The sequence below is a fragment of the Paenibacillus sp. J31R122 genome, assembly GCF_056269185.1.
On sequence record NZ_JBWDNM010000007.1, the window covers coordinates 100,834 to 117,863 of the forward strand.

Consider the following 17,030-nt stretch of genomic DNA (forward strand, 5'->3'; position numbering starts at 1 on the left):
AGGAGAAAGAATATGCAACAACCAAATAAAATACCAAGCGCCGATGTGAGTTGTCACCAAGAGGTTATTTCATTGTCGAATGTCTCATTTTCTTATCAGCAGCAGACCGTTATTTCGGATCTTAGCTTCGCGGTAAAGGAACGTGACTTTATCGGGTTAATCGGTACGAATGGCGCGGGCAAAACAACGCTGCTTCGAATGATCGTTGGATTGCTAAAGCCTACCAGCGGGACAATCCGTTTGTTTGGAGAGCCAGTTGGCAAGTTTAAGCAGTGGGATCGGATAGGCTATGTACCGCAGAAGAACTCCTTTAATCCATTATTTCCAGCTACTGTTCGCGAGGTTGTCTTATCAGGGGTTTTTGGACGGAATAAAATATTTAAAAAAGTGACCCAGGCAGATTATACGAAATGCGAAGATGCGCTTCACGCTATGGGAATTGAGGATTTAAGCGATAAACGTATTGGTCAGCTCTCAGGTGGACAACAACAGCGCGTGTTTCTCGCTAGAGCGCTTATTAATAATCCATCCTTGCTCATATTGGATGAACCAACTGTTGGCATAGATACGGAGACGCAGGATAGCTTTTTCCATATGATTGAGCATATGCATCAGCATCATAACATGACGTTTTTGATGGTTTCTCATGATTTGGATAGAATTCGTTCCTATTTGGGACAACAGCCTGCCGCCGAGAACGGGAAGCTAAAGTTTCACATTAAACATTCTCACGAAACGCAGGATTGCGTGGAAAATAACTTAGCTCACAGTTTAAAAGGGCTAAGGGAGCAAATGGAGAGCAGGAAAGAGGTTGTTTTGATTGGAGATCGTAACTAGTGAATTTTTTCAACGAGCTCTTATCGGCGGACTGCTTATTGGCATAACTGCCCCGCTGATGGGCTTATTTCTTGTGCTGCGAAGGCTGTCTATGATTGGAGACACGTTATCCCATGTATCAATTGCAGGTGTCGCGCTAGGCTTTCTAATTGGCGTATATCCGATTGCAGTAGGTTTTATATTTGCGATTGCAGCATCATTTGCGATAGAGAAGCTCCGCAAAGCGTATAAATCGTACGCGGAGTTGTCGATCGCGATAATAATGTCTGGCGGCGTCGCATTGGCTTCTATTCTTTTTACGATGGGAAAAGGCTTTAATGTCAATGTGAACAGCTATTTATTCGGAAGCATCTATACATTAAACAACACTGACTTGTATGTAATAGGCGTTGTGACCATTATCATTCTGATTGCGATACGTTCCCAGATAAAAGAACTATTCCTGTTAACATTTGATGAGGATGCAGCAGCAGTTAGCGGCTTGCCCGTCAAATTTTATAATGTTATGATTAGCGTGCTTACCGCACTTGTAATTAGCGTATCCATTAAAATTGTAGGTGCTTTGCTTGTGTCAGCATTACTTACGATTCCAGCCGCCTGCAGCTTGGTAGTGGCGCGCAGCTTTCGTCAAAGTATAATTACGGTGATCATTATTGGTGAGCTTGCTGTTGTAGCAGGATTACTCATTGCCGGTATTTGGAACCTAGCGCCTGGTGGTACAATCGTAATGCTACTTATTGCGATTCTTCTTTTGCTGCTTGGCATTCGTCGCGGGGTGGGTACAGGAAATTAATTTGATTTGGGGGGAATGAGTTTGACAGATATTAATATTTGGCTGGCGTTTGGCGCAGGCTTTGCATCATTTATTTCTCCCTGCTGCTTGCCATTATATCCATCATACCTATCGTACATAACGGGTATTTCAGTAACTGATCTAAAGCAAAATCAACCTTCAAGACAAATAAGGATGCGAACCATGTCGCACACCTTGTTTTTTATTTTGGGTTTTTGTACCGTATATTACGCGCTTGGTTACAGCACAAACGTTTTTGCAGAGTTCTTTAGTGAATACAGGGAGCTCATTCGTCAGCTTTCGGCTATTTTGATCATATTAATGGGACTCTTTCTTATTGGGCTGTTTAAACCGCAACTGCTTATGAAGGAACGACGGATGAATCTTATTCCGAAAAAAGCGAACTATATCAGCTCCTTTATTTTTGGGATTGGGTTTTCTGCTGGCTGGACGCCATGCATAGGCCCGGCATTGACCGCGATATTGGGTTTGGCCGCAACCTCACCAGGAACATGGTTTCAATTAACGACTGCGTATGCGTTAGGCTTTGCTATTCCATTTTTTGTGCTAGCCTTTTTCCTAGGAACTGCAAGATGGATTTTAAAATATTCCACGCTTGTTATGAAAATTGGCGGGGGAGTTATGATTGTGATGGGTTTACTTTTGTTTACCGATCAGATGGTCAAAATTACAATCTGGTTGAATGTCATTACGCCTGAATGGCTGAAGTTTTAAGAAAAGAGCGAAAACTTCGTCTATTTACTACGGGTTGCAGTGACCGTAACGAAAAGTGTATGATACATAGAGTAACGCCGAGGAAACTGGGTGAAGAAGTAAGGTTAGGGGGTTCTTCAATGCCGACGCCGAGCATGGAAGACTACTTGGAAAGAATTTATAAGCTCATTGATGAAAAAGGATATGCGCGTGTCTCGGATATAGCGGAAGGACTTGAGGTACATCCTTCATCGGTCACGAAGATGATTCAGAAGCTCGACAAAGATAATTATTTGATTTATGAAAAGTACCGCGGGCTTGTCCTTACAAATAAAGGCAAGAAAATGGGGAAAAGACTTGTTGATCGTCACCAATTGCTAGAGTCCTTTCTGACAACGATTGGTGTTCACGATGATAACATTTATCGCGATGTTGAGGGAATCGAGCATCATCTGAGCTGGGATTCAATTACATGCATTGAGACGCTGGTTGAATACTTCAAGCGTGACGGTCAAAGATTGGACGAGCTGCGAGCAGTGCGAGCGGATATGGAAAGTGAATAATAGATATTGAATCTATCAACAAAGAAAAGGTCTGCCGGCACATTTGCCGGCAGACCTTTTCTTTGTTAATTCATATGAATCTAAATACTAGTGGTATTTCGGTAAATCGTCGTCGTCCTTGCCACCTTCGATCACGCGAAAAGGCGATGTCTTCGAACGAGGCCTTTTTGTTTTACCTTTAGCAGCGGTAAAACGGCTTTGCTTTACCTGCGTTCGGCTTGCATTTGAACGTGCACCACCAAGAAAGGAGGGCGGATACTTGTATAAGAGATAAATCCCTCCCAGCACAATGATTGGAATAAGAAATGTAAGAGGGCTTGAAATAAAGCCGTATACAAGACCAATACACATTAATGCCAAGATCGCGATTGTAATGCCGTTCCATCTGCGTGGCATTTTGCTCATTGCAGCTTCCGCCTTTCCTAATTTCGTTAAGATTTTGACATTTGTTGATCCAGCTCATGCATCCGATTAAAGGAAGCTATCGATACAGCAACTTGATCATCAAGCGGCTCTTTCGTTGTTAGCAGCTGAAGCCATAAACCCGGGTAGCCAAGATAACTAAGCACAGGTGTGTCGCGCAATGCATTAGTCCAGCGAAGTACCTCATATGATAGGCCAAGAACAAGAGGTAACAGCAATATTCGGATGTAGATCCGTTCCCAAATGGAATCCCATGTAAAGATAGGCAATGAGTAGATTATAACTCCTACAATAACAGTAAAAATAATAAAGCTGGAACCGCAGCGGTAGTGAAGTCTGCTATATTTCTGTACATTCTTGACCGTTAATTCTGCTCCCGCTTCGTAGGCGCTAATTACTTTATGCTCTGCGCCATGATATTGAAACAGCCGTTTAATAATCGGCGTCATCGACATAAAGTACAAATAAGCAAGCAGCAATATAATTTTTATTAGTCCTTCTAAAAGATTATGACCGATCTTGTTCTCAAATACCCCTGAGAACAGTAATTCTTCCAAAGCAGCCGGAACTGCTGTAAATATAAGCTTTCCGAAAATAAATGACAATACGCCTGCAACTGCAACGCCAACGATCATACTGAGACTAAAGCCTCCGGACTTTTTCTCTTCCTTTTCCAACGCCTGGGATTCCTTTGTCGAATCCTTGTCCTCGGCTGACTCATCTTCAGCATAGGCTTCCACAGAGAAGTTTAAATGCTGAGAGCCTTTTGCGCTTGATTCAACGATACCAACAACACCGCGAATGAGCGGGATTTTTTTTAAGTGTTGAACCCAGCTCTGAGTGGTGCGGGGCACCTCATAAAATACGATTTCATCATTTTTGCGTCGGACCGCGGTTACGTTAACATGTTTGCCTGCAAACATAACGCCTTCTATAACCGCTTGTCCGCCATATATACTTCGGGAATCTTGCGGCAAGAGCTTTTCACCTTCCTTGAGTGGGGTATCGCCTGAGATAATGCGACGAATGGTCTATAAATTTGTAATTCTATTGTACTTGATCTCGGGTACAATTGCCAACGCTCGGCATCAGCCATTGTAGATAAGCTTATTATGAAGCTAGTGGTTACGGCATCGCTTTTTTTCACATACTAAGCTGGTCTTGTAAAGTTATAAAAGAGAGGGGAAGTCAGCGTTGACAAATAAAAAGAAGAGTAAAGCAGACAATAAACAGGAATATCAGGAACATATTACAAATCCATGGCTTTACTCAATTAAAATCGGTTTTTTTGCAGGGTTAATTTGGGGCTCGATTCGTTGGTTTTTTTATCAAATAAAATTCACAATAGAGCTGCCCAGCTTTGCGGCTGATCCATTTTTTCGTTCAGCCTTTCTGAATACGTGGTGGGGCATAGTTGTTGGTCTCGCAAGCTACATCATTCTATCCATTATCGCAGCTGTGCTCTATAAGGTTTTATTGGGGCGTTTGCGAGGTCCATGGCCTGGAATCGGCTACGGGCTGATATGGTGGATCATTATATTCGTAATTGCGGGTCCGCTGCTAGGGGTTACTGAAAATATTAGAAAAGCGGGCTGGAATACGTTATGGACAGAATTGTGTGTCTTTCTGTTATGGGGCGTATTTATTGGCTATTCGATTGCCTTTGAGTTCACAGATGAAACAACAAGAGAGCCAATCAAAGCAGGGTAATGACTTCTACTTCTCAAGCAGAGGACATTTGTGGTAAAATGGCTAATGATCTTTGATGTTACGAAGGATTGGTTTGTCTGATATATAACCATTTATAAATTTAAACCTTATAAATATGTTTATATATCTCCGCGAAACGAGCGCTTTTGCCGCAGAGGACGACAGCCGTTTACGCTTGGGAGGTGCGTTTATGCACAAAATTGTTATTCTGAACGGCCCGAACCTGAATATGCTCGGTATTCGCGAGCCAGGCGTATACGGGACAGAAACACTTGCATTCATCGAATCGCTCTTGAAGGATAAGGCCGAGGCACTTGGTGTTGAAGTTGAATTTTTCCAAACGAATCATGAGGGCGAAATGATTGATCGGATACATAGCGCATATGGCAAAGCAGACGGAATTGTTATCAATCCGGGTGCTTGGACGCATTACAGCTATGCGCTTCGTGATGCGCTTAGCACGATCGCACTGCCGATAATTGAGGTGCATATGTCTAATATTCATCAGCGAGAAACGTTCCGTCATGTATCAGTCATTGCGGCTATTGCGGTCGGTCAAATTGCTGGCTTCGGATCTCACAGCTACGAGCTTGGTCTTACAGCACTAGTGCGTCATTTGCAGCGTGCAAAGTAAGGAGACAATGAGAGGAGAGATCATTATGCCAAATGAAAGAGTTAGGCGGCTTCGCCAGCTGCTTGAGGAACAGAGCTTTGAAGCTATTGTAATTGGAAGCGAGTATAACCGTCGTTATATTAGCGGCTTCACTGGCTCCTCAGGTATGGTCCTCATTACAAGCAGTGACTGTTATTTATTAACCGATTTCCGCTATCGCACACAAGCTCCACAGCAAGCGGTCGGGTTTCAAATTGTTGAGCATGGACCGAACCCTATGAACGATATTCGAGAGCTCTTACAGGCGCAAAAGCTTAATAAGCTTGCGTTCGAGCAGGATCATGTCGTATATAGCGATTTTGTCGCATGGGGCAAGACGCTGCAAGGTATAACACTTACGCCTGTATCGGGACTTGTTGAAAAGCTTCGCATGACTAAAGATGCTGCAGAACTGCTAATTATGCAGGAAGCTGCAGATTTAGCTGATGACACTTTTAAACATATTTTGAAGCTAATCCGCCCAGGCGTGCGAGAAACTGACATCGCGCTTGAGATGGAAGTATACATGCGCAGCCATGGTGCAACTTCGTCTTCATTTGAGACAATTGTTGCTTCTGGCGAGAGATCTGCACTGCCTCACGGTGTAGCGAGCGAGCGTGTTATTGGCACAAACGAGTTTGTAAAGCTCGATTTTGGCGCGTATTATAATGGTTATTGTTCGGATATTACACGGACGGTAGTTGTTGGAACGCCTACTGATAAGCATCACGAGATTTACAATATCGTGCTCGAAGCACAACTACATGCGCTTGAGCATATCAAGCCAGGTATGAGTGGACGAGAAGCGGACGCGCTAGCGCGTGACGTTATTACGAAATACGGCTATGGCGATCTGTTTGGACACGGTACGGGACATGGTCTCGGAATGGAAATTCATGAAGCGCCAAGGCTTTCAAAGTTAAGTGAAACGATTTTAACGCCCGGCATGACTGTTACGGTAGAGCCTGGCATTTATGTACCCGGCTTTGGCGGGGTACGTATTGAGGACGATATTGTAATTACGGAAACCGGTATTAAAATATTAACCTCATCCCCGAAAGACTTGATCATTTTGGGTTAAGGAATTATCACTCAGGAGGGAATCAGTAATGATTTCAGTAAACGATTTTAAGACAGGCTTAACCGTACAAGTAGACTCCGATATTTTCAGCGTTCTTGATTTTCAACACGTAAAACCAGGTAAAGGTGCGGCATTCGTTCGTTCCAAACTTAAAAACTTGCGTAACGGTAACGTTGTTGAGAAAACATTCCGTGCAGGTGAAAGTATTGGACGTGCAATCATTGAAAACCGTGAAGTACAATATTTGTACAATTCCGGTTCTGAATACACGTTTATGGATAATGAAACGTTCGACCAGTTCAACTTGGATAAGAAGCAGCTCGAATGGGAGTTAAACTTCCTTAAAGAAAACATGAATGTTAATATTTCGAGCTATCAAGGCGAAATTCTTGGTATTCAAATGCAAAACAGCGTAGAGCTTAAAGTCGTTGAAACAGAGCCAGGCGTTAAAGGCAATACAGCTCAAGGAGCAACGAAAATGGCTAAAGTAGAAACTGGCCTTAACGTACAAGTGCCTTTATTCATTAATGAAGGCGACGTATTGCTTGTCGATACACGTGAAGGTAAATACATTTCACGCGCTTAATATGCAGCATTCAAGAACCGTCCGAATGAATTCGGACGGTTTTTTTGAAGTATAAGAAAGTATAAGTATTACCTTATACTCGGCTTATACTTTTACGAGAAACCGTTTGTCCTTAGACAAGGACGACGAAGTCGTTTCTTCTTAAAATATAGGAAAGTATAAGTTTCACACTTATACCAATGACTATATTTCACCGTGAAACGAGCTTATGCCGCCATAGGACGGCGACAGCCGTTTACACTTACAAAAGGATATACCCACAAACAATTCAGTTGTGGTATAATATTGACTTGTATGTATATGTCAAGGTTGGGAGTGAATCAGCTTTGTCGTTGATAGTGATGAAGTTTGGCGGCAGCTCCGTGGGAACGCCGGAGCGGATGCAGCGCGTTGCAAAACGCATAATTGAGAGGCAGAAAGAGGGCAACGATATCGTTGTTGTCGTTTCTGCTATGGGAGATACGACCGACGATTTAATCGATCAGTCGAAGCAGCTTAATCTTAACCCGCCGGCGCGGGAAATGGATATGCTGCTAAGCGTAGGTGAACAAATATCGATAGCTTTGCTTTCAATGACAATCCACCAGCTTGGTCAGGGCGCTGTTTCTTTCACCGGTTGGCAGGCAGGCATTCGGACAGAAGCGGTGCATGGTAAAGCGAAGATGACAGATATTCAGCCTGAGCGCGTGTTTAAAGCGTTAAAGGAAGGTAATGTTGCCATCGTTGCCGGCTTTCAAGGAATGAGCGAGGACGGAGAAATAACGACGCTTGGTCGAGGCGGCTCCGACACGACAGCTGTGGCTCTTGCGGCTGCAATGAACGCCGATGTATGTGAAATTTATACGGATGTGGACGGTATTTATTCGACAGATCCTCGTGTAGTGAAAAATGCGCGTAAGCTTAATGAGATTTCGTATGACGAAATGCTTGAGCTTGCTCATTTAGGTGCTGCTGTATTGCATCCACGCGCGGTGGAGTATGCAAAGCATAACAATGTAAGGCTTGTAGTTCGTTCAAGCTTTACCCAAAACGAAGGTACGAGTGTAAAGGAGGAAGCGGTCATGGAGCAAGGCGTGGTCGTTCGCGGCATCGCGTTTGACAAAAACGTAGCTAGAATTAGCATTATGGGCGTTGAAGATGTTCCAGGTGTGCTTGCTGATGTATTTGGCGCATTGGCAGACAATGGTATCGATGTTGATATTATTGTGCAAAGCGGTGTGTTGGACGGCAAAGCCGATTTCTCCTTCACCATATCGCGTGATGATAAGGACAAAGCGATTGCAGTAATTGAAGGCCTTCGCAGCAGAGTTCCTTTCCGTGAAGCAACCTCTGAGTACGATTTGGTAAAAGTGTCGATTGTTGGAGCTGGCATGGTGAGTAATCCAGGCGTCGCAGCGAAAATGTTCGCTACTATTTCTTCACTTGGTGTTAGCATTAAAATGGTTAGTACATCTGAAATTAAATGCTCCTGTGTCATTTCATCAGAGCTTTTAACAGAAGTTGTACGCGCGCTTCATACAGCTTATGATCTTGATACGGCTGAGCAAGTATTTGTAGGCGGACCGCAGGATCGTCGTTAATAGGCAATTATAACATAAGGCTCGTTCCGAATTATTGGAACGAGCCTTTTTTTGTTTTGATTTTTTAAGTAAAACAAGGTTACACGATCGCTCACGACAGGAGTATCCATTCATTTGTCGATTTTATCGCCTTGAACGGGGTTAGATGTAAACTGAGCCTATGAGGCTAGGTGTGAAATAATTTCAAATTGTGAAACTAACGAGAGTCATCAGGAAGATATAGTTGAAATAGTTTCAAAATAGTTATTTAAATATCCAAAAAGTGGGGCGCATTCATGCTAACCGGACAATTAGGTTCATCCTATGACACTAAAACTTAGATTATTCATTTGTGTAATCAATTAATTGCAAAATTTGAAATTAAATAGAACTCTAGTTCAACTTATTTATAGTTATGACCATCCCATTACCTATTATCGAAATATCCTTTTAAAATCGCGTTAACAACTCACCATTCAATCGTGGAACATCTTGGTAAATATCTAGCATAGAGCAAACCTCGATATCACGCTTTAACCCAAGCTTTATTAGTTTTTTCCCAGACAAACCACAGCTCAGCGTTTCACCCAAATGATCTGCACGATTCCGATAGAGAGCCAGCATAGCTGTGCCGAAATCATCCGATTCAATCGCTTGAGAGCTTAGAGAAAGCATTTTATCGAGTATAAGACCCGCGCAAAGCCCATCCTCAATCGCAAATTCATCATTGCTCCCCGCACATAAAATGACGACATCCCTCTTAAGCTCAATCGCTGTCTTTGCGCAAGCCGCCGCATTTAGCAAGGAGGCCGTCAGCACATAATCAGCCCGCATTGATTTATGAATGGCCCTAGTGCCATTGGTCGTAGTCAGAATGACTCTTCGTCCGCCTACTGCTTGCTCTGTATATTCCTCTGGTGAATTGCCTAAATCAAAGCCGGCAATTTTTCGGCAGAACCGTTCACCACCTAGAACGTCTCCGGGCCGTTGCAGGGCACGTGCCTCCATAACCGTTTCTGCGGGTATTACGCACAATGCCCCTGCGGCAAGTGCAGTGCTTATGGTGCTAGTCGCTCGTAATACATCAATGATTATGGCCGTTTTATGATGAAATTTGGCTGAGCTAGCTTCATTTACACTGGAAATGATTTGCACTTGAAACATTATTCTTCCGCCTTTCTCCTCATTCAATCACAAAAATAAAATTTTGCGTCTAATCAAGTTTGGCTTCATTCAATTCTTCACTATATGCGGCAATAGGTAGGCAGGTGTACGGCATGAAATGTAGACAAGCGTGCATAGAATAACAATATGATATTTTATTGAAGGGAGGTAGTTCGTCTATGTTAAACAAAATTGTTTTAAGTATGGCATCACTTCGACTCATGTCCGGCACGATCGAGATTTTAGCGGCGCTGCTTATGCTGCGTTTGAATCAGATTGATAAAGCTCTGGTCGTCAATTCATCACTTGCCCTTGTTGGGCCTCTGATTCTAATAGCAACAACAACAATAGGACTGGTAGGGCTGTCAGATAAGCTGTCGCCTACTAAATTTCTTTGGGTCGCGGGAGGCATCATATGCTTAATGATCGGAATTCTAAAAAAATAATAGATTGCAACTCTAGTATTTTGACAGCTATGGAGTCATATTTTCACGATGGACGCATACAAATGGAACTACGAAGGACAAACATCAGGGAGTGAGATTAGCATGCTGGCACGCATTATTCACTTATTGCCATTGGAGCTGAAGACGCTGCTGGAGCGCCTTCCTGATCAGATGCAGGAGCAGCTTGAGGAGATCCGAGTTCGGGAAGGACGACCTCTTGAGATTGGTTTTCGCAGTCAGTCTCGTTTTATGGCTAGCGACGGTACTTTGCGTCAATCAGCTGATGGAGCATACAAGCCCTCGTCCGATGTATGTCGCAAGCTGCTCGAGCGGATAACCAACTACTCCTTATATGCGATGGAAGAAGAGCTGCGAAGAGGCTTTATTACCGTATCGGGAGGTCATCGAATTGGTCTTGCCGGGAGAACGATATTAGACAGTGGGTCTGTACGAGGAATACGCGATATCGGCGCTTTTAATATTCGGGTTGCTAGAGAGGTGATCGGGGCTAGTGCTCTCCTACTGCCGAAGCTGGTCGATCGCGCAAGGAAAACCTTGCATTCTACCCTCATTTTAGCACCGCCCCAGCAAGGGAAAACGACATTGGTTCGCGACATCGCAAGATCCGTTAGCTATGGATTATGGCCGATGCATGAAGGGCCAGGCTGGCAAGGCAGAAAGGTAGGTATTGTTGATGAGCGATCTGAAATCGCCGCTTGTGTTCGAGGGATACCAACATTCGATGTTGGTCCGCGGACGGATGTCATGGATGCTTGCCCAAAAGCGGAAGGGATGATGATGCTGCTTCGTTCCATGTCTCCCGAGGTGTTGATCGCCGATGAAATCGGTCGGCCTGAGGATGGGGAAGCCATTCGTGAAGCTAGTCATGCTGGGATAAGTGTAGTAGCAACCGCTCACGCCTATGATTTACAAGAAGCGAGAGGCAGGCCTGTTCTGCGGAAGCTGCTCGATGATGGAGCATTCACATACGTTGTGGAGCTGAAGCGAACAGCCGAAGGTACGATGCATCGTGTTGTATCGGCTGATTCTGCTTTACGATCTGCAGCAGCGCGTGATCCCTCAATTGCCTTGCACCCAATAACTGCAGACACGGCGTCAGCATACTCTGGTCGGTTAAGAGCGGATGATCCATGATTAAGCTGCTAGGTGCGGTACTCATTTTGTTTGCGGGAACGATGATTGGCTTTCAGCAGGCGTCAAGACTTGCCCTTCGTCCCCGTCAGCTGCGTCAGCTAGCTCATGCTCTTCAGCGGCTAGAAACAGAGATAAGCTATGGACAAACTCCACTCCCAGAAGCGTTTGTGAGAACAGCGGATGCAACGCCTGAGCCGCTATCTACTTTGTTTCGCAAAGCGGCGAATGGCATATGGGAGACAGAAGGCCTTTCCTTTCGCGAGAGCTGGGAGCAGGCTGTTAAATCACACTGGGGAACAACGTCCATGCGAAGCAATGAGCAATCGGTGCTGATAAGGCTTGGTTCAACACTTGGCATTAGTGACAAGGAAGATCAAATCAAACATTTGCACCTTGCGTTAATACAGTTGAAGACAGAGGAGGACGCAGCGAGAGACGATCAAGGGCGTTACGAGAAAATGTGGAAAAGTCTCGGTATTTTGATCGCTGTGCTGATCGTCATTTTGATGGTGTAATGGGGTGCCGCACAGATGAACATGGATGTGAGCGCCATTTTCCAAATTGCTGGAATCGGAATTGTAATCGCAATGATCCATTCGGTTCTGAAGCAGATGGGAAAGGAAGATATGGCGCATTGGGTAACTGTTATCGGTTTTGTTGTCGTACTGTTTATGGTCGTTCGTCTTCTTAATGAATTGTTCCAAGAAATAAAGTCGATTTTTTTATTTCAGTAGATATTTACAGATGGATGCAAGCAAGTAGGTGAGTACACTTGGAAATGATTCAAATCGTCGGACTTGGACTGATGACTACTATACTCATACTTGTCATTAAAGAGCAGAAGCCGATGTTTGCTTTTTTGCTCGCAGCGTTTACAGGGTTGTTTATATTCCTGTACGTAATTGGCAAAATCGAAATCGTCATATCCGTGCTTGAGGATTTGGCTACTAGAGCGGGCATCCCGTCCATTTATCTAAAGACGATACTGAAAATAATTGGTATTGCCTACATCGCCGAGTTCGGGGCGCAAATCGTAAGGGATGCAGGTCAAGAGGGAATGGCTTCAAAAATTGAGTTTGCCGGCAAGGTGTTGATTCTCGTCATGGCCGTTCCAATAATTAGCGTTATCGTTGAGACGGTAATAAGCTTGCTGCCGGACGGGAGTTGACGCATATGTTAGACACTGCTCTTGCTCACAAACGGGTCAAGCTATTGTTGTTTCTTCTTGTTGCGTCATTTTTGCTCACTTATGTTCCAGTCATTGGTTACGCGGGAAGCGCGAGCGGAGAAGAGCCTAGCAAGATTGAACAACAACTAAGCCCAGAACAATTAAGAAAGCAGCTTACATCAGAGCAAGTGGGCGGATTGGATACGCAAGCGGTTGAGTCATATTGGAACATGCTTCGCAGTGAATATGGCGGTTTTTTTCCAGAACAAAAGATTCCGACTTTCATGGAAATGATTCTTCCTGGAGGTGATGGTCTAAAACTAACCGATATGCTGAAGGGTTTGCTTCGTTACATGCTGCATGAAGTGCTTTATAACGGCAAGCTGCTCGTAACAATCGTCATGCTAACCGTATTTAGTATGGTGCTTGAAACCTTGCAAAATGCCTTTGAGCGAAATGCGGTTAGCAAAGTAGCTTACTCCATTACTTACATGGTAATGATCATTATTGCGGTGAACAGCTTCCATGTGGCCATTGGCTATGCTAGAGGGGCAATTGAGAGCATGATCCAATTCATGCTGGCGATGGTGCCGCTGCTGCTCACCCTGCTTGCTTCGATGGGAAATGTAGTTACTGTATCTGTTCTCCATCCGTTAATTATTTTTATGATCAATGCCGTTGGAACGACTATTTATACCGTTGTCTTCCCGCTTTTGTTTTTCTCAGCGGTGCTCCATATAGCCAGTGCATTGACAGAAAAGTTTAAAGTGACACAGCTTGCAAACCTGCTGAGAAATATTGGCGTTGGTATATTGGGTGTGCTTCTAACCGTCTTTCTGGGGGTCATTTCCGTACAGGGGGTGACGGGAGCGGTGACAGACGGCGTAACGCTGCGAACAGCTAAATTCGTTACCGGCAATTTCGTACCTGTTGTAGGCAAAATGTTTTCGGATGCAGCAGACACTGTCATTTCAGCCTCAATGTTAGCCAAAAACGCGATTGGATTGGCTGGCGTTATCGTATTGCTCTTCATAAGCGCTTTTCCAGTAATCAAAATATTGACTTTAGCACTTATATACAACGTATCCGCCGCGGTTATGCAGCCGCTCGGAGAATCGCCTATTGTGAATTGTCTTCAGACGATCGGCAAGACGATGATTTACGTATTTGCTGCACTGGCAGCCGTCAGCCTCATGTTTTTCCTCGCAGTAACGATTATTTTGACGGCGGGAAATGCGTCATTAATGGTTAGGTGAGGTAAGGAAGGAGATGTGTAAGCTGTGGTTGCTTGGTTAAGCGACTGGCTGAGGGATATCATCGCGGTCATTCTGCTGGCGGTGCTCGTAGAACTGCTTCTGCCGAACAAAGCGATGCAGAGATATGCTCGGCTCGTTGTCGGATTATTTATTTTACTGACTATCCTTTCACCGATTCTTAGACTGATTCAAGGCGATATTAGCACCAAGCTGGATTCGGGAATGGAGCAGTGGAGTGAAATGACTACAAATAAGGGCGCGCAAATGACGAGTCTTAATCAAATACAAGACGACGCCGAACGTTTGAAAGAAAAGCAGGAGTTAGAAGCAGCTAATCTTACAGAGCGTACACTGGAGGACACCATGCGGACTGAATTGCTAGAAAGAACCAATGCTAAGGTGAAATCAGTGGACGCACAGCTTAACTGGATCGTCCAGTCAGGCAAGAAAACTCCATACATTAGTCAAGTAATCGTTACTTTAGAGTCTGTTGATAGGCAAAACAAAAGCGATTCTAAATCAGATTTGACTTCCAACGGCCAAGCAATGAAAGAGGTTATACCGGTTGCTATTGATATTGATCTGGAACTCGAGCTTGAGGAAGATAGCATGAAACAACAGCCGTCTTCCGAGCAGTTGGTGCCAAATCCGGGAGAAGAAGCAGCAACAAACAAACAACAGGCTGGTGAAGAGCGCTGGACGCAAGCGGACCCTGAGACGGCTGCCGCAATCAATCGTTTAATCGTACAAGGCTGGGGTGTCGATGTGGACAAAATTTATGTGCGTCAGCCATCGCAAAAAACAGCGACTCGATAATTGATAGTTTGGAGAGAGGGGGTACAGCGCGGTGGCCAAATGGCTGGAAGGCATAGAATCAGCTGTTGGCGGTGGCCCCGGCGGGCCGAAGAGAGTACGGACGCTGAGAATGCTGCTTATCATCGGCTTGATTGGAGCAGCGCTAATGATTTTGAATTCTTTTCTGACATTCAAGGATGTCGATCGTTCAGTGCAGGATCCTGTTCCGTTACCGAAGGACCAAGCGGCTTGGAGCAATTCATCCGGCTCATCCGGCTCTCCATTCGAATCAGTCGAGAAGCCTTTGGAATCACGATTGAAAGAAATTTTGGAGAAAATCGTGGGAGTTGGCACAGTGGATGTACTTGTCACGATTGACTCCACGGAAATAATAGAAGTAGTAAGAGATACACAGGAATCGCAATCTGATACGGACGAAACCGACCGTAATGGAGGGCGCCGACAAATAAAGACGGCAACGAAGGATGGGCAGGTTGTCATGTACGAAGTGTCAGGGGACCAGAAGCCTATTATTACTAAAACGATTAACCCGCGTGTTCGCGGTGTACTCATAGTCGCCAAAGGCGCGGAGAATGCGACAGTTAGACGTCTGATCATCCAAGCGGTCGAGAAGGGCGTTAATGTGCCGGTTAATCGTATCTCTGTTTTGCCAAGCAAGCAATAAACTAATTTGAGGAATTAGGGAGGCTGTTCTTATGAACACGAAAAGACAAACGGTTTGGCTCGTATCCATGCTTAGCTTAATGGTGGTGCTATCAGCGTATTATTTATTTACACAAGACACGGATACGCCTGATGTTTTGACTGACGGATCGCAAGTAGAGCAGGTTGGTCAGAATGCTACAGAAGCAGCGACTAATAAGGAGGGGCTTGTCGTAGAAGGAGCTGAGCTTCCGAGCGGCGATAAGGCTGTTATAAGCGATGCTGACAAAGATGTGCTCAATCAAATAGACGATCAAGGACTAGCGGCTGGCGGGTTGTTCAGTGAACTTCTAGCAAAACGTGAAATGAAAAATATTGAAGTGGATAACAGACTAATGGCAGTCGTATCTGAAACGCAATCGAAGCCAGAGGAAGCTGCAGCGGCAATGGCTGAGATGGATATGATTGAAGATAAAAATTCCAAAATTATGAATTTGGAATCAGAGTTGATGAAAAAATATGAAATCGCAGTAGTTGCTGAGGAAAGCGATCGGTACAAGGTTGTCGTGCAAAGTGAAACGTTTGAAAAGAAACAAGCGGCAGAGATTATTGCTAAAGTAATGGATACCTTTGAAGTAGGCGCAGAGCAAGTGTTTGTTCAATTCGTTCAGTAATTGACAAACGGTCTTGCCAGCGCAGTTCCAAAAAGTCCCGGTAGTCACCAGCGCTTCTGCTGGAGTCTATCGAGACTTTTTTTTGAGTCTTATTCATAATTATGCAAAAAATGATTCGTGTTCAGGCATGTTTATGATATAATACTAAACGTTATGTGGAAGAATTGGATAGAATGGCATTGAGACAGAATACTGTACTTTGCTTTTGAAGCTATTTTTGCTATCGCAAATTTAAGGAGTGAAAATATTCATGTTCAAGTTGAGCGAGATCAAAGAGTTGATCAAGTTGGTTGATCAAACTTCCGTTCATGAGCTGGAAATCGAAAACGAAGGGACGCGCCTGCTCATCCGCAAGCCTGGCAAAACAGAAGTGGTGAATGTGCAAGCAGCTCCAATGACGCATACATATTCGCAGGCCCCTTTATCTAACGTACCGCAACAGCCTGCTGTACAAGCAGCTGTGCAGCAGCCAGCAATTCAAGAAACTGCGCCGGTTCGTCCATCGACAGACCAATTGCATCAAATCGTATCGCCGATGGTAGGCACATTCTATAGCTCACCGACTCCGGATGCAGCTGAGTTTGTTAAAGCGGGAGACCGTGTTAACGAGAAAAGTGTCGTATGTATTTTGGAAGCAATGAAGCTGATGAATGAGCTCGAAGCAGAGGTTCGCGGTGAAATTGTAGAAGTTTTAGTGACGAATGGTCAGCTTGTAGAGTATGGTCAACCGTTATTTCTTGTAAAAACAGAGTAGTTTAGTGAGTTAACGTCCGAACAGGGATATAGTTGTC

22 protein-coding genes are annotated in these 17,030 nt (G+C 44.4%); 19 read left to right on the forward strand and 3 right to left on the reverse strand.

What is annotated here, in order from left to right:
- The first annotated feature begins 12 nt into the window (after nucleotides 1-12).
- The 4 genes from AC0YN7_RS13235 to mntR all read left to right on the forward strand — a co-directional run bounded on the left by AC0YN7_RS13235 (nucleotide 13) and on the right by mntR (nucleotide 2,907).
- Nucleotides 13-837 (forward strand): metal ABC transporter ATP-binding protein, encoded by an 825-nt coding sequence (locus tag AC0YN7_RS13235; protein ID WP_475810477.1) that lies wholly within the window; start codon nucleotides 13-15, stop codon nucleotides 835-837.
- On the forward strand, nucleotides 821-1,630 hold the full coding sequence (locus AC0YN7_RS13240) for a metal ABC transporter permease (RefSeq protein ID WP_475810478.1): 810 nt from the start codon (nucleotides 821-823) through the stop codon (nucleotides 1,628-1,630). Before AC0YN7_RS13235 ends, AC0YN7_RS13240 begins: the two co-directional genes overlap by 17 nt.
- Nucleotides 1,631-1,651: 21 nt before the next feature.
- Nucleotides 1,652-2,365 carry a cytochrome c biogenesis CcdA family protein gene (locus AC0YN7_RS13245; protein WP_475810479.1) on the forward strand — a complete coding sequence of 238 codons (714 nt, stop codon included), beginning with the start codon at nucleotides 1,652-1,654 and terminating at the stop codon, nucleotides 2,363-2,365.
- A 119-nt stretch (nucleotides 2,366-2,484) separates the two neighbouring features.
- Nucleotides 2,485-2,907 carry a transcriptional regulator MntR gene (gene mntR, locus AC0YN7_RS13250; RefSeq protein WP_475810480.1) on the forward strand — a complete coding sequence of 141 codons (423 nt, stop codon included), beginning with the start codon at nucleotides 2,485-2,487 and terminating at the stop codon, nucleotides 2,905-2,907.
- 87 nt (nucleotides 2,908-2,994) lie between these two features.
- Here mntR and AC0YN7_RS13255 read toward each other — a convergent pair whose 3' ends face one another.
- Both AC0YN7_RS13255 and AC0YN7_RS13260 read right to left on the reverse strand, forming a co-directional pair.
- Complete coding sequence (locus tag AC0YN7_RS13255) at nucleotides 2,995-3,312, reverse strand: hypothetical protein (protein WP_475810481.1); 318 nt, start codon at nucleotides 3,310-3,312, stop codon at nucleotides 2,995-2,997.
- Nucleotides 3,313-3,338: 26 nt separating this feature from the next.
- Nucleotides 3,339-4,307: a DUF1385 domain-containing protein gene (locus AC0YN7_RS13260; protein WP_475810482.1), complete on the reverse strand. Its 969-nt coding sequence runs from the start codon at nucleotides 4,305-4,307 to the stop codon at nucleotides 3,339-3,341.
- Nucleotides 4,308-4,524: 217 nt separating this feature from the next.
- Here AC0YN7_RS13260 and AC0YN7_RS13265 point away from each other — a divergent pair, with 217 nt between their 5' ends.
- The 5 genes from AC0YN7_RS13265 to AC0YN7_RS13285 all read left to right on the forward strand — a co-directional run bounded on the left by AC0YN7_RS13265 (nucleotide 4,525) and on the right by AC0YN7_RS13285 (nucleotide 8,939).
- On the forward strand, nucleotides 4,525-5,040 hold the full coding sequence (locus AC0YN7_RS13265; protein ID WP_475810483.1) for a YqhR family membrane protein: 516 nt from the start codon (nucleotides 4,525-4,527) through the stop codon (nucleotides 5,038-5,040).
- Nucleotides 5,041-5,230: 190 nt separating this feature from the next.
- Nucleotides 5,231-5,674 carry a type II 3-dehydroquinate dehydratase gene (gene aroQ, locus AC0YN7_RS13270; protein ID WP_475810484.1) on the forward strand — a complete coding sequence of 148 codons (444 nt, stop codon included), beginning with the start codon at nucleotides 5,231-5,233 and terminating at the stop codon, nucleotides 5,672-5,674.
- A gap of 25 nt (nucleotides 5,675-5,699) precedes the next feature.
- Nucleotides 5,700-6,773 (forward strand): M24 family metallopeptidase, encoded by a 1,074-nt coding sequence (locus tag AC0YN7_RS13275; RefSeq protein WP_475810485.1) that lies wholly within the window; start codon nucleotides 5,700-5,702, stop codon nucleotides 6,771-6,773.
- A 28-nt stretch (nucleotides 6,774-6,801) separates the two neighbouring features.
- Nucleotides 6,802-7,359, forward strand: coding sequence for an elongation factor P (gene efp / locus AC0YN7_RS13280; protein WP_475810486.1), 558 nt, complete (start codon nucleotides 6,802-6,804; stop codon nucleotides 7,357-7,359).
- A gap of 326 nt (nucleotides 7,360-7,685) precedes the next feature.
- Entirely contained in the window at nucleotides 7,686-8,939 is a 1,254-nt protein-coding gene (locus tag AC0YN7_RS13285; RefSeq protein WP_475810487.1) for an aspartate kinase, read from the forward strand.
- 429 nt (nucleotides 8,940-9,368) lie between these two features.
- On the opposite strand, the gene AC0YN7_RS13290 is transcribed toward AC0YN7_RS13285, so the two are convergent.
- Nucleotides 9,369-10,082 carry a 2-phosphosulfolactate phosphatase gene (locus AC0YN7_RS13290; protein WP_475810488.1) on the reverse strand — a complete coding sequence of 238 codons (714 nt, stop codon included), beginning with the start codon at nucleotides 10,080-10,082 and terminating at the stop codon, nucleotides 9,369-9,371.
- A gap of 179 nt (nucleotides 10,083-10,261) precedes the next feature.
- On the opposite strand from AC0YN7_RS13290, the gene AC0YN7_RS13295 reads away from it, so the two are divergent.
- The 10 genes from AC0YN7_RS13295 (at nucleotide 10,262) to accB (ending at nucleotide 16,993) form a co-directional block, all read left to right on the forward strand.
- Complete coding sequence (locus tag AC0YN7_RS13295; protein ID WP_475810489.1) at nucleotides 10,262-10,528, forward strand: YqhV family protein; 267 nt, start codon at nucleotides 10,262-10,264, stop codon at nucleotides 10,526-10,528.
- Nucleotides 10,529-10,630: 102 nt separating this feature from the next.
- Nucleotides 10,631-11,683, forward strand: a complete 1,053-nt coding sequence (gene spoIIIAA, locus AC0YN7_RS13300; protein ID WP_475810706.1) for a stage III sporulation protein AA — start codon at nucleotides 10,631-10,633, stop codon at nucleotides 11,681-11,683.
- Nucleotides 11,680-12,198 (forward strand): stage III sporulation protein SpoIIIAB, encoded by a 519-nt coding sequence (gene spoIIIAB, locus AC0YN7_RS13305; RefSeq protein WP_475810490.1) that lies wholly within the window; start codon nucleotides 11,680-11,682, stop codon nucleotides 12,196-12,198. The genes spoIIIAA and spoIIIAB overlap by 4 nt, the downstream gene beginning before the upstream one ends.
- A 15-nt stretch (nucleotides 12,199-12,213) precedes the next feature.
- Nucleotides 12,214-12,417: a stage III sporulation protein AC gene (spoIIIAC, locus tag AC0YN7_RS13310; RefSeq protein ID WP_475810491.1), complete on the forward strand. Its 204-nt coding sequence runs from the start codon at nucleotides 12,214-12,216 to the stop codon at nucleotides 12,415-12,417.
- Nucleotides 12,418-12,455: 38 nt separating this feature from the next.
- Nucleotides 12,456-12,851 carry a stage III sporulation protein AD gene (spoIIIAD, locus tag AC0YN7_RS13315; protein ID WP_475810492.1) on the forward strand — a complete coding sequence of 132 codons (396 nt, stop codon included), beginning with the start codon at nucleotides 12,456-12,458 and terminating at the stop codon, nucleotides 12,849-12,851.
- 5 nt (nucleotides 12,852-12,856) lie between these two features.
- Nucleotides 12,857-14,107: a stage III sporulation protein AE gene (spoIIIAE, locus tag AC0YN7_RS13320; RefSeq protein WP_475810493.1), complete on the forward strand. Its 1,251-nt coding sequence runs from the start codon at nucleotides 12,857-12,859 to the stop codon at nucleotides 14,105-14,107.
- A gap of 24 nt (nucleotides 14,108-14,131) precedes the next feature.
- Nucleotides 14,132-14,923 carry a stage III sporulation protein AF gene (gene spoIIIAF / locus AC0YN7_RS13325; RefSeq protein WP_475810494.1) on the forward strand — a complete coding sequence of 264 codons (792 nt, stop codon included), beginning with the start codon at nucleotides 14,132-14,134 and terminating at the stop codon, nucleotides 14,921-14,923.
- 31 nt (nucleotides 14,924-14,954) lie between these two features.
- Nucleotides 14,955-15,587, forward strand: a complete 633-nt coding sequence (gene spoIIIAG / locus AC0YN7_RS13330) for a stage III sporulation protein AG (protein WP_475810495.1) — start codon at nucleotides 14,955-14,957, stop codon at nucleotides 15,585-15,587.
- 31 nt (nucleotides 15,588-15,618) lie between these two features.
- Nucleotides 15,619-16,239: a SpoIIIAH-like family protein gene (locus tag AC0YN7_RS13335; protein ID WP_475810496.1), complete on the forward strand. Its 621-nt coding sequence runs from the start codon at nucleotides 15,619-15,621 to the stop codon at nucleotides 16,237-16,239.
- Between the two features lie 250 nt (nucleotides 16,240-16,489).
- The gene (gene accB / locus AC0YN7_RS13340) at nucleotides 16,490-16,993 is read left to right on the forward strand and encodes an acetyl-CoA carboxylase biotin carboxyl carrier protein (protein ID WP_475810497.1); all 504 of its coding nucleotides are present in this window, start codon (nucleotides 16,490-16,492) and stop codon (nucleotides 16,991-16,993) included.
- The last annotated feature ends 37 nt before the right edge of the window (nucleotides 16,994-17,030 follow it).

Coding starts and splice junctions, on each gene's coding strand:
- spoIIIAE (WP_475810493.1), top strand. CDS start 12,857: ATGTTAGACACTGCTCTTGCTCACAAACGGGTCAAGCTATTGTTGTTT.
- accB (WP_475810497.1), top strand. CDS start 16,490: ATGTTCAAGTTGAGCGAGATCAAAGAGTTGATCAAGTTGGTTGATCAA.
- AC0YN7_RS13275 (WP_475810485.1), top strand. CDS start 5,700: ATGCCAAATGAAAGAGTTAGGCGGCTTCGCCAGCTGCTTGAGGAACAG.
- efp (WP_475810486.1), top strand. CDS start 6,802: ATGATTTCAGTAAACGATTTTAAGACAGGCTTAACCGTACAAGTAGAC.
- mntR (WP_475810480.1), top strand. CDS start 2,485: ATGCCGACGCCGAGCATGGAAGACTACTTGGAAAGAATTTATAAGCTC.
- AC0YN7_RS13295 (WP_475810489.1), top strand. CDS start 10,262: ATGTTAAACAAAATTGTTTTAAGTATGGCATCACTTCGACTCATGTCC.
- AC0YN7_RS13290 (WP_475810488.1), bottom strand. CDS start 10,082: ATGTTTCAAGTGCAAATCATTTCCAGTGTAAATGAAGCTAGCTCAGCC.
- aroQ (WP_475810484.1), top strand. CDS start 5,231: ATGCACAAAATTGTTATTCTGAACGGCCCGAACCTGAATATGCTCGGT.
- spoIIIAB (WP_475810490.1), top strand. CDS start 11,680: ATGATTAAGCTGCTAGGTGCGGTACTCATTTTGTTTGCGGGAACGATG.
- AC0YN7_RS13235 (WP_475810477.1), top strand. CDS start 13: ATGCAACAACCAAATAAAATACCAAGCGCCGATGTGAGTTGTCACCAA.
- AC0YN7_RS13335 (WP_475810496.1), top strand. CDS start 15,619: ATGAACACGAAAAGACAAACGGTTTGGCTCGTATCCATGCTTAGCTTA.
- AC0YN7_RS13255 (WP_475810481.1), bottom strand. CDS start 3,312: ATGAGCAAAATGCCACGCAGATGGAACGGCATTACAATCGCGATCTTG.
- spoIIIAC (WP_475810491.1), top strand. CDS start 12,214: ATGAACATGGATGTGAGCGCCATTTTCCAAATTGCTGGAATCGGAATT.
- spoIIIAA (WP_475810706.1), top strand. CDS start 10,631: ATGCTGGCACGCATTATTCACTTATTGCCATTGGAGCTGAAGACGCTG.